Source organism: Pseudomonas sp. MAFF 730105, assembly GCF_055380705.1.
Genome location: NZ_AP018438.1, coordinates 6,382,005 through 6,407,836 on the forward strand (window position 1 = coordinate 6,382,005; position 25,832 = coordinate 6,407,836).

Below are 25,832 nucleotides of genomic sequence, written 5' to 3' on the forward strand. Positions count from 1 at the left end.
CAGCAAGGATTAATACAGGCTGCTATCACCCTTACTGCAACGTTTCAGCCAAGACGCTCCACCGCGGGCAGTTGCATGGCCTTGACTTCACCTTGCAGAAAATCGCTGAGCCGACGCAAACGTTCACCTCCCGGACGGGTTTTGGGCCAGACCAGGTAATAATGCTCGCCACTGGCGACGGCGGTCGGCCACGGCAGGCTCAAGCGCCCCTGAGCCACATCTTCGGCCACCATCAACAGGTCGCCCATGGAAACACCGTAACCGCGCGCCGCTGCAATCATGCCCAGCTCCAGCGTATCGAACACCTGCCCGCCCTTGAGCGAGACCTTGTCGGACAAGCCCATGCGCTCCAGCCAACTGCGCCAGTCGCGACGGTCTGGCGTGGGATGGAGCAGTTCGGCGTTGGCCAGCCGCTGCACATCCCACGGTTGATCGTTCAACAGGTTCGGCGCGCCCACGGGAATCAGCTCCTCGGGAAACAGGAAACTGGCCTCCCAATCCGCTGGAAAATGTCCATTGCCCAACAACACCGCACAATCGAAAGGCTCGGTGTTGAAGTCCACCGAATCGACGTCCATCCAGGCGCTGGTCAACTGCACCTCATTGCCCGGCTGCAAATGTCGAAAGCGACTCAGGCGCGCCAGCAGCCAACGCATGGTCAGGGTCGAGGGGGCCTTCATGCGCAGGATGCCGTCCTCACCCGACAGCGTATGGCAGGCCCGCTCAAGTGCCATGAACCCATCGCGGATACCTGGCAGCAGCAACCGCGCCGCTTCGGTCAATTGCAGATTGCGACCGCTGCGCTGGAACAGCCGGCAGGCAAAATGCTCCTCGAGCGTGCGGATGTGACGGCTCACCGCACTCTGGGTAATCGATAACTCTTCTGCGGCCCGGGTGAACGAGCTGTAGCGCGCCGCTGCTTCGAATGCCCGCAGCGCATAAAGAGGTGGGAGACGACGCGACATCGGGAAACGCTCCAATGACGAGGGCCTAGCAGAAAGAACCCATACATGAGTTTTAATCATATCTGCCATCGTTTTTATCCTTTTGTGCAAAGCGTCGCAAGCACCGAGAATCGACGGTTTACAGCCTCGTCTGAACATGGAGCGTGATGATCATGCAGCATCCTGTGCGTACCGAACTCCGGGCTATCCTGCGGCTGGCGGGGCCGTTGATTGCCTCGCAGTTGGCGCACATGTTGATGGTCCTCACCGACACCTTGATGATGGCGCGCCTGAGCCCCGAAGCCCTGGCCGGCGGTGGACTGGGGGCGGCGAGTTATTCGTTCGTGTCGATTTTCTGCATCGGCGTGATCGCGGCAGTGGGTACCCTGGTGGCGATCCGTCACGGTGCCGGCGACATCGAGGGGGCCACCCGTTTGACCCAGGCCGGGTTGTGGCTGGCCTGGCTGATGGCGCTGGCAGCCGGGTTACTGCTATGGAACCTCAAGCCGGTGCTGCTGATGTTCGGCCAGACCGAAACCAACGTGCTGTCCGCCGGACAGTTCCTGCTGGTGTTGCCGTTTGCCCTGCCGGGCTATCTAAGCTTCATGGCCCTGCGCGGCTTTACCAGCGCCATCGGCCGGGCCACGCCGGTCATGGTGATCAGTCTGGGCGGCACGGTGGCCAACTTCCTGCTCAATTACGCGCTTATCACCGGTATGTTCGGGCTGCCGAAACTGGGCTTGATGGGCATCGGCCTGGTTACTGCCATTGTTGCCAGTTGCATGGCCCTGGCGCTGGCCTGGCATATCCACCGGCATCCGGCATACCGCGCGTATCCACTGCTTGAGGGGCTGTTCCGGCCGAATCGCCAGTACCTCAAGGAGCTGTGGCGCCTGGGCCTGCCGATTGGCGGCACCTATGCCGTGGAAGTCGGGCTGTTCGCGTTCGCCGCGCTGTGCATGGGCACCATGGGCAGCACGCCGTTGGCGGCCCATCAGATCGCCCTGCAGATTGTGTCTGTGGCATTCATGGTTCCGGCAGGGATGTCGTACGCCATCACCATGCGCATCGGCCAGCACTACGGCGCCGGACAACTGCTGATGGCCCGACTGTCCGGACGGGTCGGCATTGGTTTCGGCGCTGCGGTGATGCTGGCTTTTGCCATGGTGTTCTGGCTGTTGCCGAATCAGTTGATCGGCTTGTTCCTGGACCACAACGACCCGGCGTTCCGTCCGGTGATCGACCTGGCGGTGAGCCTGCTGGCCGTGGCGGCGTGGTTCGAACTGTTCGACGGCACGCAGACCATCGCCATGGGCTGCATTCGTGGGCTCAAGGACGCCAAGACCACGTTCCTGGTGGGCCTGGGTTGTTATTGGCTGATTGGCGCGCCGGCGGCCTGGTGGATGGCGTTTCACCTGAGCTGGGGACCGACCGGCGTCTGGTGGGGGCTGGCCCTGGGGCTGGCCTGCGCGGCGGTAAGCCTGACGTTGGCGTTCGAAGGGAAGATGAAGCGGATGATCAGGGGCGAGCCGGGACAACAGGGTTTCGAGAACGTCCAGACTGAATGAAACCCCTGTGGGAGCGAGCCTGCTCGCGATAGCGGTGTGTCTGATACATCGATCTGACTGATCGACCGCCATCGCGAGCAGGCTCGCTCCCACCGGGGATTGTGTAAGCCCGCGGGGTGGGGTCAGCCCACCACGTCCCGCGTTGCCTGATGACCATCGAACGTCAGGTATTCCACCAGTTCAGGCAGCGGCAACGGTTTGCTGATCAGGAAGCCCTGCACCTGATCGCAACCGAAACCGCGCAACAGGTCCAGTTGCTCGCGGGTTTCCACACCTTCGGCCACCACCTCCAGGTTGAGGTTGTGGGCCAGGTTGATCATCGCGTGCACCAGCTTGCGGTTCTCTTCGCGTTGCTCCATACCGCCGACGAAGCTCTTGTCGATCTTCAGCAGGGCGATGGGAAGGCTGTTGAGGTGCACGAACGAGGAAAATCCAGTGCCGAAATCGTCCAGGGAGAAACGCACCCCCAACCGGCCGAGGGCATCCATCGTCTGCTTGACCAACTCGCTGCGACGCATGACCGCGGTTTCGGTGAGTTCGAACTCCAGCCATTGGGCTTCGACGCCCCGCTCGCTGATCAACCGACTCAGGGTCGACAGCAACTGGCTGTCCTGGAACTGCCGGAACGACAAGTTGACCGCCATGTGCAGCGGCGCCAACCCGCGCTCGCGCAGGGCCTGCATATCCCGCAGCGCACGGGAAATCACCCAGTAGCCCAGCGGTACGATCAGGCCACTCTGCTCGGCCAGCGGCACGAATTCACTCGGAGGCAGCAGCCCGCGCTCACCGTGACGCCAACGCACCAGGGCTTCGAGGCCGACGATGCGACCGCTTTCGAGGTCCAGGCGGGGCTGGTAGTGCAGCTCCAGTTCGTCGCGACGCAGCGCCCGGCGCAGTTCGCTTTCCAGATCGGCGAGGCTGCGGGCGTTGCGGTTGATGCGCTCGTTGAAGACATGAAAGGTGCAACCCTGGGTGCTCTTGGCCTGCTGCATGGCGATGTGGGCATGCCACATCAACGGATCGGCACCCGCCTGGGCCCGAGCATGGGCGATGCCCAGGCTGCAGCCGATCAGCAGGCTTTCGCCGTCCACCCAATAGGGCTCGGCCATGGCTTGGGTGATGCGCTCGGCCATCCATTCGGCCCGCTGAGGTGCCCGGCGGGTATCGATCAGCAAGGCGAACTCGTCGCTGCCCAGCCGTGCCAACTGATCGCCGGCTTCGAGCGCCCCCTTGAGACGCGATACCACCTGCAGGATCAAGCGGTCGCCGGCTTGATGCCCGAGGGCGTCGTTGGCGTGACGGAAGTTGTCCAGGTCCAGGTGACCGAGCGCCAGGCCACGGCCTTCGCTTTCAGCCAGGCGCGCCGCCAGCAGGGTCTGGAACCCCTGACGGTTCGCAATGCCGGTCAACGGGTCCTGTTCGGCGAGACGTTGCAAGGTGTTTTCCAGTACCCCGCGTTCACGTACATGACGCAGGCAACGACGCAGGGTCGCACTGTCGAGCAGGTCACGCACCAGCCAGTCGCTGGCGCCGTCGGGCAGCGACGCGGGCTCGTGATCAAGCAGCAGGATGGTCGGCAGAGGGCAGCGGCCGGGCGCTGGTTGCAAGGCCGCGACCGTCAACAGGACCGCGTTGCGGTTGTCTTCGAACAGGCTGTTGACCGACTCCCAGCTCGGGGCAATGATCAACACGACCGAGCCCGCCATAGGCGCCAGGCACTCGCGTAATATCGCTGACCACTCAGGCTCTTCGGCCAATAACAGCAAACGCAAGGGTTCGACAGGCGTGGACAAGCTGACTCCGTAGACTCTGCAAGGGGGGGTGCGCTGGGCATTATGACCTGCCGACCGACAATGACCAGTGCCAATAGTTCTCAAAAACGGGCTTCTGGCGATTTTTTTCCATTCCCAGGCCGAACATCAGCGCCAATCCACTCCAAATCCCAGCCTCAAGGCAGCGAAGCCTCGTCATACCGCGTCACAAGTCGGACAGAGCAGCACAATTCTCCAAGCCTGTTAAAATGCCGGCCCATTTTCGCAAACGACTCCCTGACCCTGTCATGTCCCGACTCAATCCCCGGCAGCAAGAAGCCGTGAACTATGTCGGCGGCCCTCTTTTGGTGCTCGCCGGTGCAGGCTCCGGCAAGACCAGCGTGATCACCCGCAAGATCGCGCACCTGATCCAGAACTGTGGCATCCGCGCCCAGTACATCGTCGCCATGACCTTTACCAACAAAGCCGCCCGGGAAATGAAAGAACGGGTTGGAGGCCTGCTGCGCGCCGGCGAAGGCCGTGGCCTGACGGTCTGCACCTTCCACAATCTGGGCCTGAACATCATCCGCAAGGAACACGTGCGACTGGGCTACAAGCCGGGCTTCTCGATTTTTGACGAGACCGACGTCAAGGCCCTGATGACCGACATCATGCAGAAGGAGTACTCGGGCGACGACGGCGTCGACGAGATCAAGAACATGATCGGCGCCTGGAAGAACGACCTGGTGCTGCCCGCCGAAGCCCTGGAAAACGCCCGCAACCCCAAGGAACAGACAGCCGCCATCGTCTACACCCATTACCAGCGCACGCTCAAGGCGTTCAATGCGGTGGACTTCGACGACCTGATCCTGCTGCCGGTCAAGCTGTTCCAGGAACACGCCGACATCCTCGAAAAATGGCAGAACAAGGTTCGCTACCTGCTGGTGGACGAATACCAGGACACCAACGCCAGCCAATACCTGCTGGTGAAGCTGCTCATCGGCAAGCGCAACCAGTTCACCGTGGTGGGCGACGACGACCAGTCGATCTACGCCTGGCGTGGCGCGCGTCCGGAAAACCTGATGCTGCTCAAGGAAGATTATCCGTCGCTCAAAGTGGTGATGCTGGAACAGAACTACCGCTCCACCAGCCGCATCCTGCGCTGCGCCAACGTGCTGATTTCCAACAACCCCCACGAGTTCGAAAAGCAGCTGTGGAGCGAGATGGGTCACGGCGACGAGATCCGCGTGATCCGCTGCCGCAACGAAGACGCCGAAGCCGAGCGCGTGGCCATGGAAATCCTCAGCCTGCACCTGCGCACCGACCGGCCGTACAGCGATTTTGCGATCCTGTACCGCGGCAACTACCAGGCCAAGCTGATCGAGCTGAAGTTGCAGCATCACCAGGTTCCCTATCGCCTGTCGGGGGGCAACAGCTTCTTCGGCCGTCAGGAAGTGAAGGACCTGATGGCCTATTTCCGCCTGATCGTGAACCCGGACGATGACAACGCCTTCCTGCGGGTGATCAACGTCCCGCGTCGGGAAATCGGCTCGACCACGCTGGAAAAACTCGGTAATTACGCCACCGAGCGCAAGATCTCGATGTACGCCGCCACCGACGAAATCGGCCTCGGCGAACACCTGGACAGCCGCTTCACCGACCGCCTGGCGCGCTTCAAGCGCTTCATGGACCGGGTCCGCGAGCAGTGCGCCGGGGAAGATCCGATCGCGGCACTGCGCAGCATGGTCATGGACATCGACTACGAGAACTGGCTGCGCACCAACAGCTCCAGCGACAAGGCCGCTGACTACCGCATGGGCAACGTCTGGTTCCTGATCGAGGCCCTGAAGAACACCCTGGAAAAAGACGAAGACGGCGAAATGACCGTCGAGGACGCCATCGGCAAGCTCGTGCTGCGGGACATGCTCGAGCGTCAGCAGGAAGAGGAAGACGGTGCCGAAGGCGTGCAAATGATGACGCTGCACGCCTCCAAGGGCCTGGAATTCCCTTACGTGTTCATCATGGGCATGGAAGAAGAAATCCTGCCGCACCGTTCCAGCATCGAGGCCGACACCATCGAAGAAGAACGGCGCCTGGCCTACGTGGGTATTACCCGGGCCCGTCAGACGCTGGCCTTCACCTTCGCCGCCAAGCGCAAGCAATACGGTGAAGTGATCGACTGCGCGCCGAGCCGCTTTCTCGATGAGCTGCCGCCGGACGACCTGGCCTGGGAAGGCAACGACGACACCCCGACTGAAGTAAAAGCCGTTCGCGGCAACAGCGCTTTGGCCGATATACGAGCGATGCTAAAGCGCTAGAATCGACTACTTTTTTCCGCCTTCAGAGCCCTTGAGGCGTTATCAGAGGAGGCTTCATGGAAGCCCTGCACCAGAAAATCCGTGAGCAAGGCATCGTGCTTTCCGATCAGGTCCTGAAAGTCGACGCTTTCCTGAACCACCAGATCGACCCGCAGTTGATGAAACAGATCGGCGATGAATTCGCCGCGCTGTTCAAGGATTCGGGCATCACCAAGATCGTCACCATTGAAGCCTCGGGTATCGCCCCGGCCATCATGACCGGCCTGAACCTTGGCGTGCCGGTGATTTTCGCCCGTAAGCAACAGTCCCTGACCCTGACGGAAAACCTGCTGTCGGCGACCGTGTATTCGTTCACCAAGAAGACCGAGAGCACCGTCGCCATCAGCCCTCGTCACCTGACCAGCAGCGACCGGGTGCTGATCATCGATGACTTCCTGGCCAACGGCAAAGCCTCCCAGGCGCTGATTTCCATCATCAAACAGGCCGGCGCCACCGTGGCCGGACTGGGGATCGTGATCGAGAAGTCGTTCCAGGGTGGCCGCGCGGAACTGGACGCCCAAGGCTATCGTGTCGAGTCCCTGGCGCGGGTGAAATCCCTGGCGGATGGGGTGGTGACCTTCATCGACTGACCGCACAGTTCCCCCTTTGTGGGAGCGAGCCTGCTCGCGATGAGGCCTGCACATCCAACATCAGTGTTGGCAGGTAGTCCGTCATCGCGAGCAGGCTCGCTCCCACAGGAAGGTCAGGTTGATTGTTGTTGCGCCGTGGCTTTGAGACCCGCCAGCAACAAGCGCTGGAACAGATCTTCCTTCAGCCCCTCCGTGCTCGCCAGTTGCATCCGCTCCAGATGCTCGGGGTACAACGAGGGCTCCGGGGCATCCAGCGCAGCCTTGCCCAACTCGAGTATTTCGGTGAGCTTGAACTTGCTCTTGAGCCAGTTCAGCGCCCGCAACAGGTCCCGCTCCACTCCGTCGAAATCAGCACCCAACGGATACTCTGGAAACAGATTCGGATGCCGCGCCTGGATCGCCTGCAAGCGCTCCGATGTGTTGTCGGCGAACCGCGGATCGAGGCGAAAATCCTTCGGTAGCTTTCCAGCATTCTGCGCCTGCTCGATCAACCCCGGTTGGAAGCGTGAATCACTGATGTTCAGCAACGCTTCGATCACCGCGGCATCGGTCTTGCCCCGCAGATCGGCGATGCCGTATTCGGTCACCACGATGTCCCGCAGGTGCCGAGGAATCGTGCAATGGCCATACTCCCAGACAATGTTCGAGCTGATCTCGCCCCCGGACTCCCGCCAACTGCGCAGGAGCAAAATGGAACGCGCACCTTCCAGCGCATGCCCCTGGGCGACGAAGTTGTACTGCCCGCCGACACCGCTGAGCACCCGTCCGTCCTCCAACTGATCGGACACCCCAGCGCCGAGCAGAGTCATGGTGAACACGGTATTGATGAAGCGGGCATCGAGACGCTGCAAGCGCTTGAGGCGCTCCTGGCCATACAACTCGTTGATGTAGCTGATGCGGGTCATGTTGAATTCGAGCCGACGGCTCTGCGGCAACTCGTGCAAGCGCTGGTAAAAACTGCGTGGCCCGAGAAAGAAGCCGCCATGGATACAGACGCCGTCGGGCTGGGCCGCCTCGTCGAGCGTGCCCGCGTTGGCCTGCTCCTGGGTCGGCTCATCGGGGTAGACCTTGCGCCGGATGATCCCGGCCTCCGCCAGCACCAGCAGACCGTTGACGAACATTTCACTGCAACCGTACAACCCCTTGGCAAATGGCTCGACCCCACCCTCACGCTCGATCAGTTGCGCCCACTGGCTGAGGTTCAGGTCCGCCAGTAACGCCCGATATCCGGCGTTATCCGCCTGACGCGCCAGCAGCGCCGCCGTCAGCGCATCGCCCATGGAACCAATACCGATTTGCAGCGTGCCGCCGTCACGCACCAGGCTGCTTGCGTGCAGGCCGATGAAATGGTCCTGGAACCCCACCGGCATGTTCGGCGTGGAAAACAGCGTGTGGTTGTCCTTCTCGTCGATCAACAGATCGAAAGCGTCGATGCCGATTTCAGCATTCCCCGGCATGTAGGGCAGATCGCTATGAACCTGGCCGACCATGAGGATGGTCTCCCCCGCCGCCCGCCGCTTCTCGATCATTGGCAACAGGTCGAGGGTGATGTCGGGGTTGCAACTCAGGCTCAGGCGATCCGGGTGCTGTGGATCGCTCGCCACCAGTTGCGCGATCAGGTTCAAGCCTGCGGCGTTGATGTCCCGGGCGGCGTGACTGTAGTTGCTGCTGACGTAGTTCTGCTGGGCCGATGCGCTGTGCAGCAGGCTGCCCGGCTGCATGAAGAACTGCTCGACCCGAATGTTGGACGGCAGGCTGTCCCGCTGCAGGTCGGCCAGGTAATCGAGTTCCGGATAGTCGCCGAAAACCCGTTCAATGAAGGGCTCGAGAAAGCGCTTTTGCAAACCGTCGCCCAGGTTCGGCCGACCCAGGCTCAGGGCTGTGTAGACGGTCAGTTGTCGTTCGGGCAGTTGGGCAACGCGCCGGTACAGCGCGTTGGCGAACAGATTGGGTTTGCCCAACCCCAGGGGCATGCCGAGGTGGATATGCGCCGGCAGGCGTTCCAGGACGTCATCCACTGCCTGCTCGATTGAACACAATTGCACCATCCTACCCTCCGGGTCATTCCGTGAATGTGGATTGGACCGAGCTTGCCGGGTCTTGGTTGCGATGAACAGCCCCGAGTGTTCGTTTCCGAGGCGCAAAAAAGCCGCTCGTAAGCGGCTTTTTTGAAGGATGCTGGCTTTATTTCAGGCCGGACATCTTCTGGATGGCGCCTTTGAGCTCTTCATCCGAGCAATCGGCGCAGGTGCCTTTAGGTGGCATGGAATTGATACCAGTAATGGCTTTCGCAAGAATGCCATCCAAACCACCTTGATGGTCAGCGCGCTCTTTCCAGGCGGCTGTATCACCTATTTTTGGAGCGCCCAGCAGGCCGGTGCCATGGCAAGCGTTACAGTGTTTTGCAATCACGTCATCGGGCGTTTTCTTAGCCCCACCACCCGCCGCAACGGCAACTTCCATGCCCTTGCATTCCTTCCCCGCAACGCAAACCTGGCCGACCGGCTCGAGGCGCTTGGCAATTTCGTCGTTGGTCGCCGCTTGGGCACTGACTGCCCAAAGGGCCAATACGGTTGCTGGTGCAGCCAGCATTTTCATAATTAGGTTCACGCGTACACCCTCATGGTGGCTAGTCACGCCTGCGGCCACGGTTGCAGGCGGGCGCAAGTATAGCGGTAAGCCTGTCACACTGAAACAACCCTAAAGTCACAAGGGTCTTGTTCGTTGTGACAGCTTCCCCCCCTGGCCGCCGCTGCCCGTGCGGGCTTGGCGCCTCTTCCTTAGAAATTGGCCGGTGTGGCTGCGCTGATCAGTCGCGCCGGCACATCGAACGGATTACGGAAACGGTGTGGCTTGGTGCTTTCGAAATAGTAGCTGTCCCCGGCTTCGAGCACGAACGTTTCGGCGCCGACGACCAGCTCCAGACGCCCTTCCACCAGAATCCCGGTTTCCTCGCCTTCATGGGTGAGCATCTCGTCACCGGTATCGGCGCCAGGCGGATAGATTTCGTTCAAAAAGGCAATCGCCCGACTCGGGTGTGCCCTGCCCACCAGCTTCATGGTCACGGCGCCGTCGGAGATATCGATCAGTTCGTTGGCTTTGTAGACGATCTGGGTCGGCTTCTCCTGGAGGATTTCTTCGGAGAAAAACTCGACCATGGACATGGGGATGCCGCCAAGGACCTTGCGCAGCGAGCTGATCGAGGGGCTCACGCTGTTTTTCTCGATCATCGAAATGGTGCTGTTGGTGACGCCCGCACGTTTGGCGAGTTCACGCTGGGAAAGGCCTTTGAGTTTACGAATGGCTTGCAGTCGTTCACCGACGTCCAATGCTGGAACCTCCAGGGGATCAGGTTGTGTGGAAAGTGAGCGTTATCATGGCGACAGCGTTCAGTATTTACAACACTTTGACCCGAATCCTGCGCGGTGAAGCGACCTTCGGTCGATCCCGCGTTGCGTCAGCCCCCGGAATAGAGCCGCGGCACCCGCCGCAGGTTGCAGAAAATCTGATAGGGAATGGTGCCGGCAGCCTTCGCCACATCGCTGGCGAGCACATGCTTGCCCCACAACTCGACGGTCGAACCGAGCCCGGCATGGGGGACATTCGTCAGGTCGACACACAGCATGTCCATCGACACGCGTCCGAGCAATTGGCTGCGCTGGCCGTCCACCAGCACCGGAGTACCGCTCGGAGCCTGGCGCGGGTAGCCGTCGGCATAGCCCATGGCGACCACCCCGACCCGGGTCGTCTGGGTGGTCACGTAACGGGCGCCATACCCCACCGGTTCGCCGGCCGGCAGCTCGCGCACGCAGATGATCTTCGACTCCAGGGTCATCACCGGCTGCAGGCGCGAAGCGGTGGCGTTGGCTTCATCGAAAGGCGTCGCGCCATACAGCATGATGCCCGGACGAACCCAGTCACTCGGCATCTGTGGCCAGCCCAAGACCGCCGGGGAGTTGCGCAGGCTGGTCTCGGCCGTCAATCCCTGGCAGGTCGCTTCAAACACTTCCAGTTGCCGGGTGCTGCTGGGATCATGCAGCTCGTCGGCACGGGCAAAGTGGCTCATCAACACGATTTTCGCCACTTTGCCGCTGGCCAGCAGCCGACGATAGGCGGCCTGGTAGTCTTGCGGATGCAGGCCGACCCGGTGCATCCCAGAGTCCAGCTTGAGCCAGACCGTGATCGGCTTGCCCAGCGCCGCTTTTTCAATCGCTTCGAGCTGCCACAACGAATGCACGACGCACCAGAAATCGTGCTCGACGATCAACGACAGCTCATCGGCTTCGAAAAACCCTTCCAGCAGCAACACCGGCGCACGAATACCGCCGGCCCGCAGCTCCAGGGCTTCCTCGATGCATGCCACGGCAAATCCATCCGCAGTGTCCTGCAAGGCTTGGGCGCAACGTACCGCGCCATGCCCGTAGGCATCGGCCTTGATCACTGCAAGGGCCTTGGCCCCCGTGACGTCACGAGCCAATTGGTAGTTGTGGCGCAGGGCTTGAAGATCGATAAGGGCACGGGCAGGACGCATGACGGCACGCTTCTAGGCAAACATGAAAAAAACCGGCGCGGGCTGATGGCGTGAACCACCCACAGCGCCGGGAGAGGGATCGTTTCGACAGCTTTAAGGCAGCGCGGCCACGACTGACAGCTCCACCAGGATTTCCGGCTCGCAGAGCTTGGCCTCTACCGTGGCGCGGGCCGGAGCCACCCCCTTGGGCAGCCACTTGTCCCAGACCGAGTTCATGCCTGCAAAGTCGGCCTCGATGTCTTTCAGGTAGATCGTGACCGACAGCAAGCGGCTCTTGTCAGTCCCGGCCAGGTCCAGCAAACGCTCGATATTGGCCAGGGTTTCGCGGGTCTGCTGCTCGATACCGGCGCCCATGTCGTCGCCGACTTGCCCGGCCAGGTAAACGGTGCCGTTGTGCACGACCACCTGGCTCATGCGGTCATTGGTGAGCTGGCGCTGGATTGACATGTTTTGCAGACTCCTGATGTTTGCTGCCATAACGGGAAATATCGAGACCTTCGGCGCTGATCTGCGGCTTTTTCTTCGCCATCAGGTCCGCCAGCAGGCGACCGGAACCACAGGCCATGGTCCAGCCGAGGGTGCCATGGCCAGTGTTCAGGAACAGATTCTTGAACGGGGTGGCGCCGACGATCGGCGTGCCATCCGGCGTGGTCGGGCGCAAGCCGGTCCAGAAACTGGCCTGGGCCAGGTCGCCGCCCAGAGGATAAAGGTCGTTGACGATCATCTCCAGGGTTTCACGGCGACGGGGATTGAGCGACAGGTCAAAACCGGCGATTTCCGCCATGCCACCCACGCGAATACGGTTATCGAAACGGGTGATCGCGACCTTGTAGGTTTCATCGAGAATGGTCGAGGTCGGCGCCATCGCCGGGTTGGTGATCGGCACGGTCAGGGAATAGCCCTTGAGCGGATACACCGGGGCACGGATACCCAGAGGCTTGAGCAATTGCGGGGAATAACTGCCCAGGGCCAGGACGTAGCGGTCGGCGGTTTCCAGCTTGCCGTCGATCCAGACGCCGTTGATACGGTCACCGGCCTGGTCCAGCCGCTGGATATCCTGGCCGAAACGGAACTCCACACCCAACTTCACAGCCATTTCCGCCAAGCGCGTGGTAAACATCTGACAGTCGCCGGTCTGATCGTTGGGCAGACGCAAGGCACCGGCCAGAATGTCGGTGACATTCGCCAACGCCGGCTCGACCCGTGCGATGCCTTCGCGGTCGAGGACTTCGAACGGCACACCCGATTCTTTCAATACGGCGATGTCCTTGGCCGCGCCGTCGAGCTGTGCCTGGGTGCGGAACAATTGTGTGGTTCCCAGGCTACGGCCTTCGTAGGCAATACCGGTTTCGGCGCGCAGTTCGTCGAGGCAGTCGCGGCTGTACTCGGACAGGCGCACCATGCGTTCCTTGTTGATGGCGTAGCGGCTGGCGGTGCAGTTGCGCAGCATCTGCGCCATCCACAGGTACTGGTCGATGTCGGCGGTGGCCTTGATGGCCAGCGGCGCGTGGCGCTGCAAGAGCCATTTGATGGCCTTGAGCGGCACGCCCGGCGCGGCCCACGGCGAGGCATAGCCTGGCGACACCTGGCCGGCGTTGGCGAAACTGGTTTCCATGGCGGGCGCCGGCTGACGGTCGACCACCACCACTTCGAACCCGGCACGGGCCAGATAGTAAGCACTGACGGTACCGATGACGCCGCTACCCAAGACCAGAACGCGCATGTTGTTGCCCTCATCGCGGGTGAACCGCTGACGTTTGTTGTACAGAACCGTAATGAGCGCAGTGTAAAAAAGAATAGGCAGTGCTTTTCACTATATAACTGCCTATATTTGGCGAGAATTCTCGGCAAAAACCCTTTTCACGGAGGCGCATCCCCTGTGCGTACCAATACCCAGACCAAGCGCGAGCTGGACAAGATCGACCGCAACATCCTGCGTATCCTTCAGGCGGACGGGCGGATCTCCTTCACCGAACTGGGGGAAAAGGTCGGTCTCTCGACAACGCCCTGCACCGAGCGGGTACGGCGCCTGGAGCGCGAAGGGATCATCATGGGCTACAACGCCCGGCTCAACCCGCAGCATCTGAAGGGTAGCCTGCTGGTGTTTGTCGAGATCAGTCTCGATTACAAATCCGGCGACACCTTCGAAGAATTCCGACGTGCCGTGCTGAAATTGCCTCACGTGCTGGAATGCCACCTGGTGTCGGGGGACTTCGACTACCTGGTCAAAGCACGGATTTCCGAGATGGCCTCATACCGCAAGCTGTTGGGCGACATTCTGCTCAAACTGCCCCATGTGCGGGAGTCCAAGAGCTATATCGTGATGGAAGAGGTGAAAGAGAGCCTGAACCTGCCGATTCCGGATTGATCGCTCCCGCGCGGAGCGTAGATCGTTCCCACGCTCCGCGTGGGAATGCAGCCAGGGACGCTCCGCGTCCCGAAAAAGCCAAACGCGGAGCGTCCGATGAGGCATTCCCACGCAGAGCGTGGGAACGATCTCGCTAGACCAACACCTGCCGATTGGCAGCCATGTACTCATGAATCTGCTGCTCGACCCGGGGATGGATCAACTCCACCGGTCGCCGCCCATTGGGGCACGGCAGCGTCGCCGTGGTGCCGAACAACCGACAGATCAGCGGCCGCTCGTCATACACGGTGCAGCCGTTCGGCCCCAGGTGCACGCAGTCGAGAGCCTCCAGGGCAGCGTCCTGCTCGGCGCGGGTTTTGCGCGGCAGGCGGGCCATCTCCTCGGGTGACGTGGTCACCGGCCCGCAGCAGTCGTGGCAACCCGGTACGCACTCGAACGAGGGAATCTGCTGGCGCAGCGTGCGGATTTTCTGACTGTTGCAGCTCATCGAGGCGTCACCTGGTGGGGATTGCTCCGGATTCTGCCCTAAAAGCCCTGTACCAGACAGCGCCAGCCGACCACTGTTGCCCACGGAGGAATCCGCGGCTTATGCTCCGTAAAATTTCTCAAACACAATAATCAGGATTACGCACATGAACGCCCGTGTTCAGCAACCTGTCCCGAGCCACGCGCACGCCGCCTCCTACTACGCCGCCAGCAGCCTGCCGCAACCGGACCATCCGTTGCTGCAGGGCGAGCTGGTGGCGGATGTCTGCGTGGTCGGTGGCGGGTTCTCGGGGTTGAACACGGCCATCGAACTGGCCGAACGCGGCATGAGCGTAGTGTTGCTGGAAGCACACCAGATCGGCTGGGGGGCCAGTGGGCGTAACGGCGGCCAGTTGATCCGCGGCGTCGGCCATGGCCTGGATCAATTCGCCCCAGTCATCGGCGCCGAAGGCGTCCGCCAGATGAAGCTCATGGGCCTTGAGGCAGTGGAAATCGTCCGGCAGCGCGTCGAGCGTTTCCAGATCGCCTGCGACCTCACCTGGGGTTATTGCGACCTCGCCAACAAACCCGCCGACCTGGAAGGCTTCGCCGAGGACGCCGAGGAACTGCGCAGCCTGGGCTATCGTCACCCGACCCGGCTGCTGCAAGCCCATGAGATGCACAGCGTGGTGGGCTCGGACCGCTATGTTGGCGGCTTGATCGACATGGGCTCTGGCCACCTGCATCCACTGAACCTGGCCCTGGGCGAAGCCGACGCCGCGCAGCGACTGGGGGTCAGGCTGTTCGAGCAGTCGGCGGTCACCCGGATCGATTACGGCCCTGAAGTGAAGGTGCATACCCGACAAGGCTCGGTTCGCGCCAAGACCCTGGTGCTCGGTTGCAATGCCTATCTCAACGGCCTCAACCAGGAATTGAGCGGCAAGGTACTGCCCGCTGGCAGCTACATTATCGCCACTGAGCCTTTGAGCCAGGCTCAGGCCCAGGCGTTGTTGCCACAGAACATGGCGGTCTGTGACCAGCGGGTGGCTCTGGATTATTACCGGCTTTCGGCGGATCGCCGCTTGCTGTTCGGCGGGGCTTGCCATTATTCGGGCCGCGATCCACAGGACATCGCCGCTTATATGCGTCCGAAAATGCTCAAGGTCTTCCCGCAGTTGGCACCCGTGAAGATCGACTATCAATGGGGCGGGATGATCGGCATCGGCGCCAACCGCCTGCCGCAGATCGGCCGCCTCAAGGACCGGCCCAACGTGTATTTCGCTCAAGCCTATTCCGGCCACGGTGTGAACGCCACGCACCTGGCCGGCAAGCTGTTGGCCGAAGCCATCAGTGGGCAGCAAGGCGGTGGGTTTGATCTGTTCGCCCGGGTCCCGCACATCACCTTTCCCGGCGGCAAGCACTTGCGCTCGCCGCTGTTGGCGTTGGGGATGTTGTGGCACAGGTTGAAAGAGCTGGTCTGATCCGAATGACACTGTAGGTAAGCCTGATGCTGTTTTTGTGGCGAGGGGATTTATCCCCTCGCCACAGCAAGCTCCCTCGCCACCTTTTGGTTGGATCAACCCCGCCAGAACGGCTTGAGGGCCTCCTCCCGCGCCTGCTGCGGATCCATCCCGATATCACGCAACTGTTCGGGTGTCAGCTCCAGCAAGACTCGACGTGTATGCAGACGATGCCAGAACAGGCCCCAGCGGCCCAGGCAGGTCGGAGCATTTCGAAACCTTGCGCCTCGAAGTTCCTTTTCCTGCCCAGCCTCCAGTTCCTGACTGTGTAACGTCAGCCGCACATCGCTCAAGCCGTTCATTTTCATTGCTCCTGTTTACTTGGGTAGCCAGAGGTTTCATGATGCGCGGACGGCCAAAATCGATACAGATTCAACGTCTGTATTTTATTTGCATACAGATAAAGCCTTTTTGCCACTGAATGCTGTTTTTACCGGCCAACTGTATTGGTTACCTGCTTCCCAACTTATCGAGAGCGCGCCATGACCCTCTACGTGAACCTCGCCGAATTGCTCGGCACCCGCATCGAACAGGGTTTCTACCGCCCCGGCGACCGGCTGCCATCGGTGCGGGCACTGAGCACGGAACATGGGGTCAGCCTGAGCACGGTGCAGCAGGCCTATCGCGTGCTGGAAGACAGTGGGTTGGCGATGCCGAAGCCCAAATCCGGCTATTTCGTCCCGGTCAGTCGCGAATTGCCAGACCTGCCGGCGATAGGCCGTCCGGCCCAACGGCCGGTGGATATCTCACAGTGGGACCAAGTGCTGGAGCTGATACGCGCCGTGCCGCGCAAGGATGTGGTGCAACTGGGACGCGGCATGCCGGACATCCACTCTCCAACCATGAAACCGCTGCTGCGCAGCCTGGCGCAGATCAGCCGTCGGCAGGACATGCCTGGCCTGTACTACGACAATATCCACGGCAACCTTGCGTTGCGCGAACAGATTGCCCGCCTGCTGCTGGATTCGGGCTGTCAGTTGGGGGCCAATGACCTGATTGTCACCACCGGCTGCCACGAAGCGCTGTCGGTCAGCATTCGCGCCACCTGTGAACAAGGCGACATCGTCGCGGTGGACTCGCCCAGCTTCCATGGCGCCATGCAAACCCTCAAGGGTCTGGGCATGAAGGCCATGGAAATCCCTACCGACCCACTCACCGGCATCAGCCTGGAGGCATTGGAACTGGCGTTGGAACAATGGCCGATCAAGGCCATACAGTTGACGCCCAGCTGCAACAACCCCCTGGGCTACATCATGCCGGAAGCGAACAAACGTGCGCTGTTGACCCTGGCACAGCGCTTCGATGTGGCAATTATCGAAGACGATGTGTATGGGGATCTGGCCTACAACTACCCACGACCCCGCACAATCAAATCCTTCGATGAAGATGGCCGCGTCCTGCTGTGCAGTTCGTTTTCCAAGACCCTGGCGCCGGGCCTACGAGTGGGCTGGGTTGCGCCGGGCCGGTACTTGGAGCGGGCGCTGCACATGAAGTACATCAGCACCGGCTCCACCGCGCCGCAGCCGCAGATCGCCATCGCCGAGTTCCTCAAGAACGGGCATTTCGAACCCCATTTGCGGCGGATGCGCACACAGTACCAGCGTAATCGCGACATGATGATTGACTGGGTCAGCCGCTACTTTCCAGCAGGCACCCGCGCCAGTCGCCCCCGGGGCAGCTTCATGCTGTGGGTCGAATTACCCGAAGGTTTCGATACGCTGAAGCTCAACCGGGTCTTGCACGACCAAGGTGTACAGGTCGCGGTCGGGAGCATTTTTTCGGCATCGGGCAAGTATCGCAATTGCTTGCGGATGAACTACGCTGCCAAGCCAACGGCACAGATCGAGGAAGCGGTGCGCAAGGTAGGGGCCGCCGCCATTGCGCTGTTGAACGAAACCCAGGACGGCGGCGTCTGAATGCTAAGCAGGGAAGCAGCACCCGACAGCCAATCAACGCCAACAAGCGGAACGATCCTACGTGAGATCCAAACCGGTCCTGCCTACGCTACTGCTTGTCGCCTCACTGTTGGGAGGCTGTGCCAGCGTTGATATCACCCGCGAGCCTTCCCAGACATTGCCGGCTTCCGAATCGTCATTCGGACGCTCGGTCCAGGCCCAGGCCCTGCCACATGAAGGGCGCTCGGGGTTTCGCCTGCTCTCCGACAGCACCGATGCCTTTACCGCCCGGGCCGAGCTGATTCGCAATGCCCAACGCAGCCTGGACTTGCAGTACTACATCGTTCACGACGGCATCAGCACCCGGATGCTGGTGGATGAATTGCTCAAGGCCGCCGACCGGGGCGTGCGCGTGCGGATCCTGCTGGACGACACCACCAGCGATGGCCAGGACCAGATCATTTCGACCCTCGGCGCTCACCCGCAGATCCAGATCCGCCTGTTCAACCCATTGCACCTGGGGCGCGCCACCGGCGTGACCCGCAGTCTCGGCCGGCTGTTCAACCTGTCGCTGCAACACCGGCGGATGCACAACAAGCTATGGCTGGCGGACAACAGCATGGCCATCGTCGGTGGGCGCAACCTGGGAGACGAATACTTCGATGCCGAACCTCACCTGAACTTCACCGATATCGACCTGCTCGGCGTCGGCCCGGTGGCCGAGCAACTGGGACACAGTTTCGACCAGTACTGGAACAGCGCCCTGAGCAAGCCCATTGAACAATTCCTGTCCCATCAGCCCACCGCCAAGGACTTGGCCAACAGCCGCCTGCGCCTGCAAGAGTCCCTGGAACAAACGCAAAAGGAAAACCACGCGCTGTACCAGCAGTTGACCACCTACCGGACCCAACCGCGCCTGGATATCTGGCGCAACGAATTGATCTGGGCCTGGAACCAGGCGCTGTGGGATGCGCCCAGCAAGGTGCTGGCCAAGGACGAGCCGGATCCGCACCTGTTGCTGACCACGCAACTGGGCCCTGAGCTGACGGGGGTCAGCAAGGAGCTGATCATGATTTCGGCTTACTTCGTGCCGGGACAGCCCGGATTGGTGTACCTCACCAGCCGCGCCGATGCCGGCGTGTCGGTCAGCTTGTTGACCAACTCCCTGGAGGCCACCGATGTGCCAGCGGTGCACGGCGGTTATGCGCCCTACCGCAGGGCCCTGCTGGAGCATGGTGTACGGCTGTTCGAGTTGCGGCGCCAGCCCGGGGACACGGGAGGCAGCAGCCCGCACCTGTTCTATAGCAAGTCCTACGGCGAATCGGACTCGAGCCTGCACAGCAAGGCGATCATTTTTGACCGGCAGAAGTCGTTCATCGGCTCATTCAATTTCGACCCGCGCTCAGTGCTGTGGAACACCGAGGTCGGCGTCTTGGTGGACAGTCCCGAACTCGCTGGCCAGGTCCGCGACCTCGCCTTGCAGGGCATGGCACCGGCCCTGAGCTATCACGCGCGACTGGAGGATGGAGCGCTTATCTGGACCACCGAAGACAACGGCAAACTCCACGACCTGGACCGCGAGCCCGGCAGCTGGTGGCGCCGGTTCAATGCCTGGTTTGCGACGACCATCGGGTTGGAAAAAATGTTGTAGGGCTGCCCCGCTCTTGTGGCGAGGGGGTTTATCCCCGCTGGGCTGCGTAGCAGCCCCAAGCAGATTGAATGTAATCAACTTGATGTACCGTGGCGCCTGGCTTCAGGGCTGCTACGCAGCCCAGCGGGGCGGTGCGACGTCTCGCTAAATCCCCTCACCACAAGAAGCTCCCTCGCCACAGGTTTTTCAGGCAGGCTGCGTAGCCCCGAACGCACCCTGGCGCAGCAACAGAATCACCAGCCCAAACGCACCCGCCGCCATGAACAACGGCAGCGCGTGCCCGCTGATCCATTGGCTGCCCGCACCCGCCACCAAGGGGCCGATCAGGCAACCGATTCCCCATAACTGGGCAATATGGGCGTTGGCCCGCACCAGCGCATCGTCGCGGTAACGCTCGCCGATCAGGATCAACGACAAGGTGAACAAGCCACCCGCGCTGGCTCCGAACAGCACCCACAAAGGCCAGATCAGTACGGTATCGATCAGCAACGGAACCGCCAGGCTGGATAAGGTCAGCGCCACCGCGCAGCCCGTGAGCAAGGTTCGCCGAGACAAATGGTCGGCCAAGGCGCCAATGGGCAGTTGCAGCAACGCATCACCGACCACCACGGTGCTGACCATCGCCAGCGCGACGTCGGCACTGAACCCCTGGCGCAGGCAATACACCGGCAGCAACGTCAGGATCATCGCCTCGAAGGCCGCGAACAACGACACCGCCCAGGCGATCGCTGGCAGCCCTCGGCAAAATGCCCACAAATCGCCCAAGGTAACGCTGCCGGCTTCACTGGTAGGCGCGCCGCTGCGACCGAGCAACAGCAGGGGCGCCACCAGTAGCAGGCCGACGCCCACCCAGAATCCGTAGTCGTGAACCGTACCCAGCGCACCGAGCAACAGCGGGCCGGACAACTGGCTGAGGGCATAACTGGCGCCGTACAGCGCCACCAGCCGGCCGCGCCATTGTTCGACGACCAGTTGATTGATCCAGCTCTCACCGAGGATGAACACCAGGGTCAGGACCACCCCGATCACCAGCCGCAGCACCAGCCAGACCGGGTAACTGGGCAACAGCGCCAGCAACCCGATGGACACCGCCCCGCCCCACAGGCACAAGCGCATCAAGGTCGCGGTCCCAAACCGCGCCGCCAGACGGCTGGACACCTTGGCCCCAAGCAACACCCCAACGGCCGGCATGGCCGCCATCACACCAATGGCGAACGAACCATACCCCCAGCCCTCCAGGCGCAGCGACACCAGCGGCATGCTGACCCCCAGGGCAAGGCCGACGCTCAGGACAGAGGCCAACACGGCGAAATAAGTCGCCCAACGCATTTCCACGCTCCTGTGGGTCGTCATCGATTATGGGTATCCCTCAAAACAATGTGGGAGCGAGCCTGCTCGCGAAGCGGCGCAACATTCAACAAAGCTGTCGACTGTCATACCGTTATCGCGAGCAGGCTCGCTCCCACAGGGATCAGCGCTGTGCTGTTACAGCTTGATCCAGGTCGACTTCAGCTCGGTGTATTTGTCGAAGGCATGCAGCGACTTGTCGCGGCCGTTACCCGACTGCTTGAAGCCACCGAACGGCGCGGTCATGTCGCCGCCGTCGTACTGGTTCACCCACACGCTGCCGGCGCGCAAGGCCTTGGCGGTCAGGTGGGCCTTGGAGATGTCCCGAGTCCATACCGCCGCCGCCAGGCCATATGGCGTGTCGTTGGCAATCTGGATGGCTTCTTCGGCGGTATCGAAGGCAATCACCGACAAGACCGGACCGAAAATCTCTTCCTGAGCAATTTTCATGGCATTGCTCACACCGTCGAAAATCGTCGGCTCGACATACGTACCACCGGTTTCCTCGAGGATCCGCTTGCCACCGGCCACCAGCTTGGCGCCGTCGCTGTGACCGGCTTCGATGTAGGACAGCACGGTATTCATCTGCTGGGTGTCCACCAGGGCACCGACATTCGTCGCCGGATCCAGCGGGTTGCCGGGCTTCCAGCCCTTGAGGGCTTCGATCACCAGCGGCAGGAAGGTGTCCTTGATGGAGCGCTCCACCAGCAGTCGCGAGCCGGCGGTGCAGACTTCGCCCTGGTTGAACGCAATGGCGCTGGCCGCGGCTTCGGCGGCAGCTTGCAGGTCCGGGGCGTCGGCGAACACGATGTTCGGGCTCTTGCCGCCGGCTTCCAGCCAGATGCGCTTCATATTGGATTCGCCGGAGTAGATCATCAGTTGCTTGGCGATCTTGGTGGAACCGGTGAATACCAGCGTGTCGACATCCATGTGCAGGGCCAGGGCCTTGCCGACGGTATGGCCGTAGCCTGGCAACACGTTGAGCACGCCTTTCGGAATCCCGGCTTCGACGGCCAGTGCGGCGATGCGGATGGCGGTCAGCGGGGATTTTTCCGACGGCTTGAGTACCACCGAGTTACCGGTGGACAGTGCCGGACCGAGCTTCCAGCAGGCCATCAACAGCGGAAAGTTCCACGGCACGATGGCGCCCACCACACCGACCGGCTCGCGGGTGACCAAGCCCAGTTGGTCGTGCGGGGTCGAAGCCACTTCGTCGTAGAGCTTGTCGATCGCTTCGCCGCTCCAGCTCAACGCTTGGGCCGCACCGGGCACATCGATGTTCAGGGAATCGCTGATCGGCTTGCCCATGTCCAGGGTTTCGAGCAGGGCCAGCTCCTCGACGTGCTGCTTGAGCAGGCCGGCGAAACGAATCATGGTGGCTTTGCGCTTGCTCGGCGCCAGGCGCGACCAGGCGCCGGAATTGAAGACCGCGCGAGCGTTTTCGACGGCACGCTGGGCGTCGGCAGCATCGCAGCTGGCGACCTTGCCCAACAGGCGGCCATCGACCGGGCTGAGGCAATCGAAGGTTTCGCCGGACACCGCATCGGTGTATTCGCCGTTGATGAAGGCGCGGCCCTCGATGGTCAGATCGCGAGCGCGTTGTTCCCAGTCGGCACGAGTCAGGGTGGTCATGCGAGTGTCCTCCTCTTATTGGGGTATGAGCGTCGCAGAGGTGCGCCCGCTCAGGAATTCTGCCCGGCCAGCCGGTTTTCGCGCATATTTTCGGCACAGGGCACCCACCACCCTAAACCAGCCGCCCCTCAAGTTTCAATATATTTGACACAAGGCCAGCAAACAGCCTTGCGATGTTCGTTTTAATAAACATAGACTCGAGCCTTCCAAGCAATCACCGGGGGATTACGGAAATGAGCATCCAGGACATCGTCGACTTCAGTCAGGCCAGCACCGTCGCCGATCGCTATCGCCCGGACCCGGCCAAGGTTCTCAAGGGCGATCCCGAACAAGCCGTGTACAACCACTACAACAGCCCCTGCGGACAAATGAATGCCGGCGTCTGGGAAGGCGCGGTCGGCCAGTGGACAGTCAATTACACCGAACATGAATACTGCGAGATCGTCCAGGGTGTCTCCGTGCTGCGGGACAGCGACGGCAATGCCAAGACATTGCGCGCAGGCGACCGCTTTGTGATTCCAGCGGGCTTCAAGGGTACTTGGGAAGTGCTGGAGCCGTGCCGCAAGATCTATGTGGTGTTTGAGCAGAAGGCTTGAGTTTTCATTGGCCGGGCTGGCCCCATCGCGAGCAGGCTCGCTCCCACAGGGATTGAATCAGGGCTGGAAGCCAGCCACAAAAAAGGCCCGTATCTCGCGATACGGGCCTTTTTCGTAAGAAGGAAAATCAATTACTTGATTTTGCCTTCCTTGTAGATCACGTGCTTGCGAACAACCGGATCATATTTCTTGATCTCGATTTTGTCCGGGGTAGTACGCTTGTTCTTGTCGGTAGTGTAGAAGTGACCAGTACCGGCGCTCGAGATCAAACGAATCAATTCACGCATGATTAGCTCCCTTAAACCTTGCCATCGCGACGAAGTTCGGCCAGCACGACACTGATGCCACGCTTGTCGATGATACGCATGCCCTTGGCAGATACGCGCAGACGCACAAAACGTTTCTCTTCTTCAACCCAGAAGCGGTGATGCTGCAGGTTCGGCAGGAAACGACGACGGGTTTTGTTGTTTGCGTGGGAAATGTTATTCCCAGTCACCGGACCCTTACCGGTAACTTGACAGACTCTAGACATGCCTCAGCCCTCTAAAACCACATGCCCAACCCGGCATGGGTTGGCCGCTTAATCTCTCAGTCATTTGGCGCCAGGCGCCGCGTTTCTTTAAGGGTCTTACCGGCTACACCTACAGTGAAGGAACCGGGCCCCTAGAAAAGAGCGCTGCTTTATACCAGAAAGACCTCGGTGCAACAACAGCCTGTGTGATTTGTCTTTGCTGGGAATCCTCGGGCAGCCGTGCCGAACGGCTGCGGCAAAGGCTGGCGATGGCTGCGACCGCTCGTCGCTGCATCCAGTTTTTTTCAACGCCGACCGCTTCCAGTGCATCGATGCGCGAGCGCAGGGTGCCGGAAAAAGCAAAAAGGGGATAGTCATTTGGCAGCGAGCCCACTAGGGTAGGCCTTTTCCAGACTGCACTCGCAGATGGGCCTTCGACCTGACAAGGAAACCGATCATGCGCCTCGCTGCCCTCTCACTGTTGCTCGCCCCCTTGCTGATCAGCCCATTGGCCCAAGCCGCCGCCCTGAGCGTCTGCACCGAGGCCAGCCCGGAGGGGTTCGATGTCGTTCAATACAATTCGCTGACGACCACCAACGCCTCCGCCGACGTCCTGATGAACCGACTGGTGGAGTTCGACACCGCCAGCGGCAAGGTGGTCCCCAGCCTGGCCGAGCGCTGGGACGTCTCGACCGATGGGCTGACCTACGTGTTCAACCTGCGCCCAAAGGTCAGGTTCCATCAGACCGAATATTTCACGCCCCATCGCGACCTGAGCGCCGAAGACGTGAAGTTCAGCTTCGAACGTATGCTGGACCCTGCCAATCCCTGGCATAAAGTCGCCCAGAGCGGCTTCCCGCATGCCCAATCCATGCAACTGCCGGCGCTGATCAAGAAAATCGATGCACTGGACCCGCTGACCGTGCGTTTCACCCTCGATCACGCGGACTCCACCTTCCTGGCCACCTTGAGCATGGGATTCGCCTCGATCTATTCGGCTGAATACGCCGATCAATTGATGAAGGCCGGCACCCCGGAAAAACTCAACAACCAGCCCATCGGCACCGGCCCGTTCATCTTCAACCGGTTCCAGAAGGACGCCTCGATTCGCTACAAGGCCAACAATGATTACTTCGGCGGCAAGCCCCAGGTAGACCCGCTGATCTTCGCCATCACACCGGATGCAAACGTGCGCCTGCAAAAACTGCGGCGCAACGAATGCCAGATCGCCCTGTCGCCCAAGCCTTTGGACGTGCAGGCCGCCCGGCAGGAAGCGACCCTGAAGGTGGAACAGACCGACGCCTTCATGACCGCCTTCGTGGCAATCAACAGCCAGCATCCGCCCCTGGACAAACCCGAGGTGCGCCAGGCCATCAACCTCGCCTTCGACAAGGCCAGCTACCTCAAGACCGTCTTCGAAGGCACCGCCGAAGCGGCCAACGGCCCCTACCCGCCAAACACCTGGAGCTACGCCAAGAACCTGCCCGGCTATGCCCATGACCCGGCCAAGGCCCGCGACCTGCTGGCCAAAGCCGGCTTGAAAGAGGGTTTCCAGACCACGATCTGGACCCGCCCTTCCGGCAGCCTGCTGAACCCCAACCCCAGCCTCGGCGCACAACTGCTGCAATCCGACCTGGCGGAAATCGGCATCCAGGCCGAAATCCGGGTGATCGAATGGGGGGAGCTGATCCGTCGCGCCAAGGCCGGCGAGCATGACCTGCTGTTCATGGGCTGGGCCGGCGACAACGGCGACCCGGACAACTTCCTGACGCCGCAGTTTTCCTGCGCGGCGGTCAAGTCCGGCACCAACTTCGCCCGTTATTGCAACCAGGACCTGGACAAGCTGATCAGCGCCGGCAAGACCACCGGCGAACAGGGCGTGCGTACCAAGCTCTATGAGCAGGCCCAGGCACAGATCCAGCAACAGGCCCTGTGGCTACCGCTGGCGCACCCGACCGCGTTCGCTCTGGTTCGCAAGGACCTGCAGGGTTATGCGGTCAGCCCGTTTGGGCGCCAGGATTACTCGAAGGTCAGCCTCAAGTAATGCGGTGAACCTTGTGGGAGCGAGCCTGCTCGCGATTGCGGCGTGTCAGAACAGACAATGTC

At 61.4% G+C, this 25,832-nt stretch carries 24 protein-coding genes; 9 read left to right on the top strand and 15 right to left on the bottom strand.

What is annotated here, in order from left to right:
- Positions 1 to 44: 44 nt before the first annotated feature.
- Entirely contained in the window at positions 45 to 965 is a 921-nt protein-coding gene (locus tag PCOSP_RS28225) for a LysR substrate-binding domain-containing protein (RefSeq protein ID WP_047702568.1), read from the bottom strand.
- Between the two features lie 146 nt (positions 966 to 1,111).
- Between PCOSP_RS28225 and PCOSP_RS28230 the strand changes: the two genes are divergently transcribed.
- Positions 1,112 to 2,512 (top strand): NorM family multidrug efflux MATE transporter, encoded by a 1,401-nt coding sequence (locus PCOSP_RS28230; protein WP_139641120.1) that lies wholly within the window; start codon positions 1,112 to 1,114, stop codon positions 2,510 to 2,512.
- Between the two features lie 122 nt (positions 2,513 to 2,634).
- On the opposite strand, the gene PCOSP_RS28235 is transcribed toward PCOSP_RS28230, so the two are convergent.
- Positions 2,635 to 4,305: a putative bifunctional diguanylate cyclase/phosphodiesterase gene (locus PCOSP_RS28235; protein ID WP_139641122.1), complete on the bottom strand. Its 1,671-nt coding sequence runs from the start codon at positions 4,303 to 4,305 to the stop codon at positions 2,635 to 2,637.
- Positions 4,306 to 4,571: 266 nt separating this feature from the next.
- Between PCOSP_RS28235 and rep the strand changes: the two genes are divergently transcribed.
- Together rep and PCOSP_RS28245 are read left to right on the top strand one after the other, a co-directional pair.
- Complete coding sequence (gene rep, locus PCOSP_RS28240) at positions 4,572 to 6,581, top strand: DNA helicase Rep (protein ID WP_139641125.1); 2,010 nt, start codon at positions 4,572 to 4,574, stop codon at positions 6,579 to 6,581.
- A 56-nt stretch (positions 6,582 to 6,637) separates the two neighbouring features.
- A complete protein-coding gene (locus PCOSP_RS28245; protein WP_139641127.1) occupies positions 6,638 to 7,210 on the top strand; it encodes a xanthine phosphoribosyltransferase in 573 nt (190 codons plus the stop codon).
- Between the two features lie 113 nt (positions 7,211 to 7,323).
- Here the strand turns inward: PCOSP_RS28245 and PCOSP_RS28250 are convergent, their stop codons facing one another.
- From PCOSP_RS28250 to dadA, 6 genes are all read right to left on the bottom strand, one after another.
- Positions 7,324 to 9,258, bottom strand: a complete 1,935-nt coding sequence (locus PCOSP_RS28250; protein ID WP_464709947.1) for an acetyl-CoA hydrolase/transferase C-terminal domain-containing protein — start codon at positions 9,256 to 9,258, stop codon at positions 7,324 to 7,326.
- Positions 9,259 to 9,394: 136 nt separating this feature from the next.
- Positions 9,395 to 9,808 (bottom strand): c-type cytochrome, encoded by a 414-nt coding sequence (locus PCOSP_RS28255; RefSeq protein WP_047702807.1) that lies wholly within the window; start codon positions 9,806 to 9,808, stop codon positions 9,395 to 9,397.
- 182 nt (positions 9,809 to 9,990) lie between these two features.
- A complete protein-coding gene (locus PCOSP_RS28260) occupies positions 9,991 to 10,539 on the bottom strand; it encodes a cupin domain-containing protein (RefSeq protein WP_024780576.1) in 549 nt (182 codons plus the stop codon).
- A 128-nt stretch (positions 10,540 to 10,667) separates the two neighbouring features.
- The gene (gene alr, locus PCOSP_RS28265; protein WP_139641131.1) at positions 10,668 to 11,741 is read right to left on the bottom strand and encodes an alanine racemase; all 1,074 of its coding nucleotides are present in this window, start codon (positions 11,739 to 11,741) and stop codon (positions 10,668 to 10,670) included.
- 93 nt (positions 11,742 to 11,834) lie between these two features.
- Positions 11,835 to 12,188 (bottom strand): RidA family protein, encoded by a 354-nt coding sequence (locus PCOSP_RS28270; RefSeq protein WP_139641132.1) that lies wholly within the window; start codon positions 12,186 to 12,188, stop codon positions 11,835 to 11,837.
- Positions 12,160 to 13,464: a D-amino acid dehydrogenase gene (gene dadA, locus PCOSP_RS28275; RefSeq protein WP_139641134.1), complete on the bottom strand. Its 1,305-nt coding sequence runs from the start codon at positions 13,462 to 13,464 to the stop codon at positions 12,160 to 12,162. The genes PCOSP_RS28270 and dadA overlap by 29 nt, the downstream gene beginning before the upstream one ends.
- A gap of 156 nt (positions 13,465 to 13,620) precedes the next feature.
- Here dadA and PCOSP_RS28280 point away from each other — a divergent pair, with 156 nt between their 5' ends.
- Positions 13,621 to 14,109, top strand: coding sequence for an Lrp/AsnC ligand binding domain-containing protein (locus tag PCOSP_RS28280; RefSeq protein ID WP_003206849.1), 489 nt, complete (start codon positions 13,621 to 13,623; stop codon positions 14,107 to 14,109).
- A gap of 133 nt (positions 14,110 to 14,242) precedes the next feature.
- On the opposite strand, the gene PCOSP_RS28285 is transcribed toward PCOSP_RS28280, so the two are convergent.
- Positions 14,243 to 14,596, bottom strand: coding sequence for a YkgJ family cysteine cluster protein (locus PCOSP_RS28285; RefSeq protein WP_139641138.1), 354 nt, complete (start codon positions 14,594 to 14,596; stop codon positions 14,243 to 14,245).
- A gap of 145 nt (positions 14,597 to 14,741) precedes the next feature.
- Here PCOSP_RS28285 and PCOSP_RS28290 point away from each other — a divergent pair, with 145 nt between their 5' ends.
- Complete coding sequence (locus tag PCOSP_RS28290; protein WP_464709949.1) at positions 14,742 to 16,055, top strand: NAD(P)/FAD-dependent oxidoreductase; 1,314 nt, start codon at positions 14,742 to 14,744, stop codon at positions 16,053 to 16,055.
- A gap of 95 nt (positions 16,056 to 16,150) precedes the next feature.
- Here the strand turns inward: PCOSP_RS28290 and PCOSP_RS28295 are convergent, their stop codons facing one another.
- The gene (locus tag PCOSP_RS28295) at positions 16,151 to 16,396 is read right to left on the bottom strand and encodes a DUF1127 domain-containing protein (RefSeq protein ID WP_041024408.1); all 246 of its coding nucleotides are present in this window, start codon (positions 16,394 to 16,396) and stop codon (positions 16,151 to 16,153) included.
- A gap of 180 nt (positions 16,397 to 16,576) precedes the next feature.
- Between PCOSP_RS28295 and PCOSP_RS28300 the strand changes: the two genes are divergently transcribed.
- Both PCOSP_RS28300 and PCOSP_RS28305 read left to right on the top strand, forming a co-directional pair.
- Positions 16,577 to 18,010, top strand: coding sequence for an aminotransferase-like domain-containing protein (locus PCOSP_RS28300; RefSeq protein ID WP_464709950.1), 1,434 nt, complete (start codon positions 16,577 to 16,579; stop codon positions 18,008 to 18,010).
- A 61-nt stretch (positions 18,011 to 18,071) separates the two neighbouring features.
- Entirely contained in the window at positions 18,072 to 19,640 is a 1,569-nt protein-coding gene (locus PCOSP_RS28305; RefSeq protein WP_464709951.1) for a phospholipase D family protein, read from the top strand.
- 186 nt (positions 19,641 to 19,826) lie between these two features.
- Here the strand turns inward: PCOSP_RS28305 and PCOSP_RS28310 are convergent, their stop codons facing one another.
- Positions 19,827 to 20,969 (bottom strand): MFS transporter, encoded by a 1,143-nt coding sequence (locus PCOSP_RS28310; RefSeq protein ID WP_139641145.1) that lies wholly within the window; start codon positions 20,967 to 20,969, stop codon positions 19,827 to 19,829.
- Positions 20,970 to 21,125: 156 nt separating this feature from the next.
- The gene (locus PCOSP_RS28315) at positions 21,126 to 22,619 is read right to left on the bottom strand and encodes an aldehyde dehydrogenase (RefSeq protein WP_175362815.1); all 1,494 of its coding nucleotides are present in this window, start codon (positions 22,617 to 22,619) and stop codon (positions 21,126 to 21,128) included.
- A gap of 233 nt (positions 22,620 to 22,852) precedes the next feature.
- On the opposite strand from PCOSP_RS28315, the gene PCOSP_RS28320 reads away from it, so the two are divergent.
- A complete protein-coding gene (locus PCOSP_RS28320) occupies positions 22,853 to 23,215 on the top strand; it encodes a cupin domain-containing protein (protein WP_139641149.1) in 363 nt (120 codons plus the stop codon).
- Between the two features lie 131 nt (positions 23,216 to 23,346).
- On the opposite strand, the gene rpmG is transcribed toward PCOSP_RS28320, so the two are convergent.
- The 3 genes from rpmG to PCOSP_RS28335 form a co-directional block, all read right to left on the bottom strand.
- Positions 23,347 to 23,502, bottom strand: coding sequence for a 50S ribosomal protein L33 (rpmG, locus tag PCOSP_RS28325; RefSeq protein ID WP_003177274.1), 156 nt, complete (start codon positions 23,500 to 23,502; stop codon positions 23,347 to 23,349).
- 11 nt (positions 23,503 to 23,513) lie between these two features.
- Entirely contained in the window at positions 23,514 to 23,747 is a 234-nt protein-coding gene (rpmB, locus tag PCOSP_RS28330; protein WP_003177273.1) for a 50S ribosomal protein L28, read from the bottom strand.
- A gap of 109 nt (positions 23,748 to 23,856) precedes the next feature.
- Positions 23,857 to 24,120, bottom strand: coding sequence for a hypothetical protein (locus PCOSP_RS28335; RefSeq protein ID WP_139641151.1), 264 nt, complete (start codon positions 24,118 to 24,120; stop codon positions 23,857 to 23,859).
- 63 nt (positions 24,121 to 24,183) lie between these two features.
- Between PCOSP_RS28335 and PCOSP_RS28340 the strand changes: the two genes are divergently transcribed.
- On the top strand, positions 24,184 to 25,770 hold the full coding sequence (locus tag PCOSP_RS28340; protein ID WP_139641153.1) for an ABC transporter substrate-binding protein: 1,587 nt from the start codon (positions 24,184 to 24,186) through the stop codon (positions 25,768 to 25,770).
- The last annotated feature ends 62 nt before the right edge of the window (positions 25,771 to 25,832 follow it).

What these genes read in the sequence shown, in the direction of transcription:
- PCOSP_RS28295 (WP_041024408.1), bottom strand. Translation starts at nt 16,396, where the DNA reads ATGAACGGCTTGAGCGATGTGCGGCTGACGTTACACAGTCAGGAACTG.
- PCOSP_RS28270 (WP_139641132.1), bottom strand. Translation starts at nt 12,188, where the DNA reads ATGTCAATCCAGCGCCAGCTCACCAATGACCGCATGAGCCAGGTGGTC.
- PCOSP_RS28315 (WP_175362815.1), bottom strand. Translation starts at nt 22,619, where the DNA reads ATGACCACCCTGACTCGTGCCGACTGGGAACAACGCGCTCGCGATCTG.
- PCOSP_RS28320 (WP_139641149.1), top strand. Translation starts at nt 22,853, where the DNA reads ATGAGCATCCAGGACATCGTCGACTTCAGTCAGGCCAGCACCGTCGCC.
- alr (WP_139641131.1), bottom strand. Translation starts at nt 11,741, where the DNA reads ATGCGTCCTGCCCGTGCCCTTATCGATCTTCAAGCCCTGCGCCACAAC.
- PCOSP_RS28290 (WP_464709949.1), top strand. Translation starts at nt 14,742, where the DNA reads ATGAACGCCCGTGTTCAGCAACCTGTCCCGAGCCACGCGCACGCCGCC.
- rpmG (WP_003177274.1), bottom strand. Translation starts at nt 23,502, where the DNA reads ATGCGTGAATTGATTCGTTTGATCTCGAGCGCCGGTACTGGTCACTTC.
- PCOSP_RS28310 (WP_139641145.1), bottom strand. Translation starts at nt 20,969, where the DNA reads ATGCGTTGGGCGACTTATTTCGCCGTGTTGGCCTCTGTCCTGAGCGTC.
- rep (WP_139641125.1), top strand. Translation starts at nt 4,572, where the DNA reads ATGTCCCGACTCAATCCCCGGCAGCAAGAAGCCGTGAACTATGTCGGC.
- PCOSP_RS28285 (WP_139641138.1), bottom strand. Translation starts at nt 14,596, where the DNA reads ATGAGCTGCAACAGTCAGAAAATCCGCACGCTGCGCCAGCAGATTCCC.
- rpmB (WP_003177273.1), bottom strand. Translation starts at nt 23,747, where the DNA reads ATGTCTAGAGTCTGTCAAGTTACCGGTAAGGGTCCGGTGACTGGGAAT.
- PCOSP_RS28245 (WP_139641127.1), top strand. Translation starts at nt 6,638, where the DNA reads ATGGAAGCCCTGCACCAGAAAATCCGTGAGCAAGGCATCGTGCTTTCC.
- PCOSP_RS28300 (WP_464709950.1), top strand. Translation starts at nt 16,577, where the DNA reads ATGACCCTCTACGTGAACCTCGCCGAATTGCTCGGCACCCGCATCGAA.
- dadA (WP_139641134.1), bottom strand. Translation starts at nt 13,464, where the DNA reads ATGCGCGTTCTGGTCTTGGGTAGCGGCGTCATCGGTACCGTCAGTGCT.
- PCOSP_RS28250 (WP_464709947.1), bottom strand. Translation starts at nt 9,258, where the DNA reads ATGGTGCAATTGTGTTCAATCGAGCAGGCAGTGGATGACGTCCTGGAA.
- PCOSP_RS28255 (WP_047702807.1), bottom strand. Translation starts at nt 9,808, where the DNA reads ATGAAAATGCTGGCTGCACCAGCAACCGTATTGGCCCTTTGGGCAGTC.
- PCOSP_RS28230 (WP_139641120.1), top strand. Translation starts at nt 1,112, where the DNA reads ATGATCATGCAGCATCCTGTGCGTACCGAACTCCGGGCTATCCTGCGG.
- PCOSP_RS28340 (WP_139641153.1), top strand. Translation starts at nt 24,184, where the DNA reads ATGCGCCTCGCTGCCCTCTCACTGTTGCTCGCCCCCTTGCTGATCAGC.
- PCOSP_RS28225 (WP_047702568.1), bottom strand. Translation starts at nt 965, where the DNA reads ATGTCGCGTCGTCTCCCACCTCTTTATGCGCTGCGGGCATTCGAAGCA.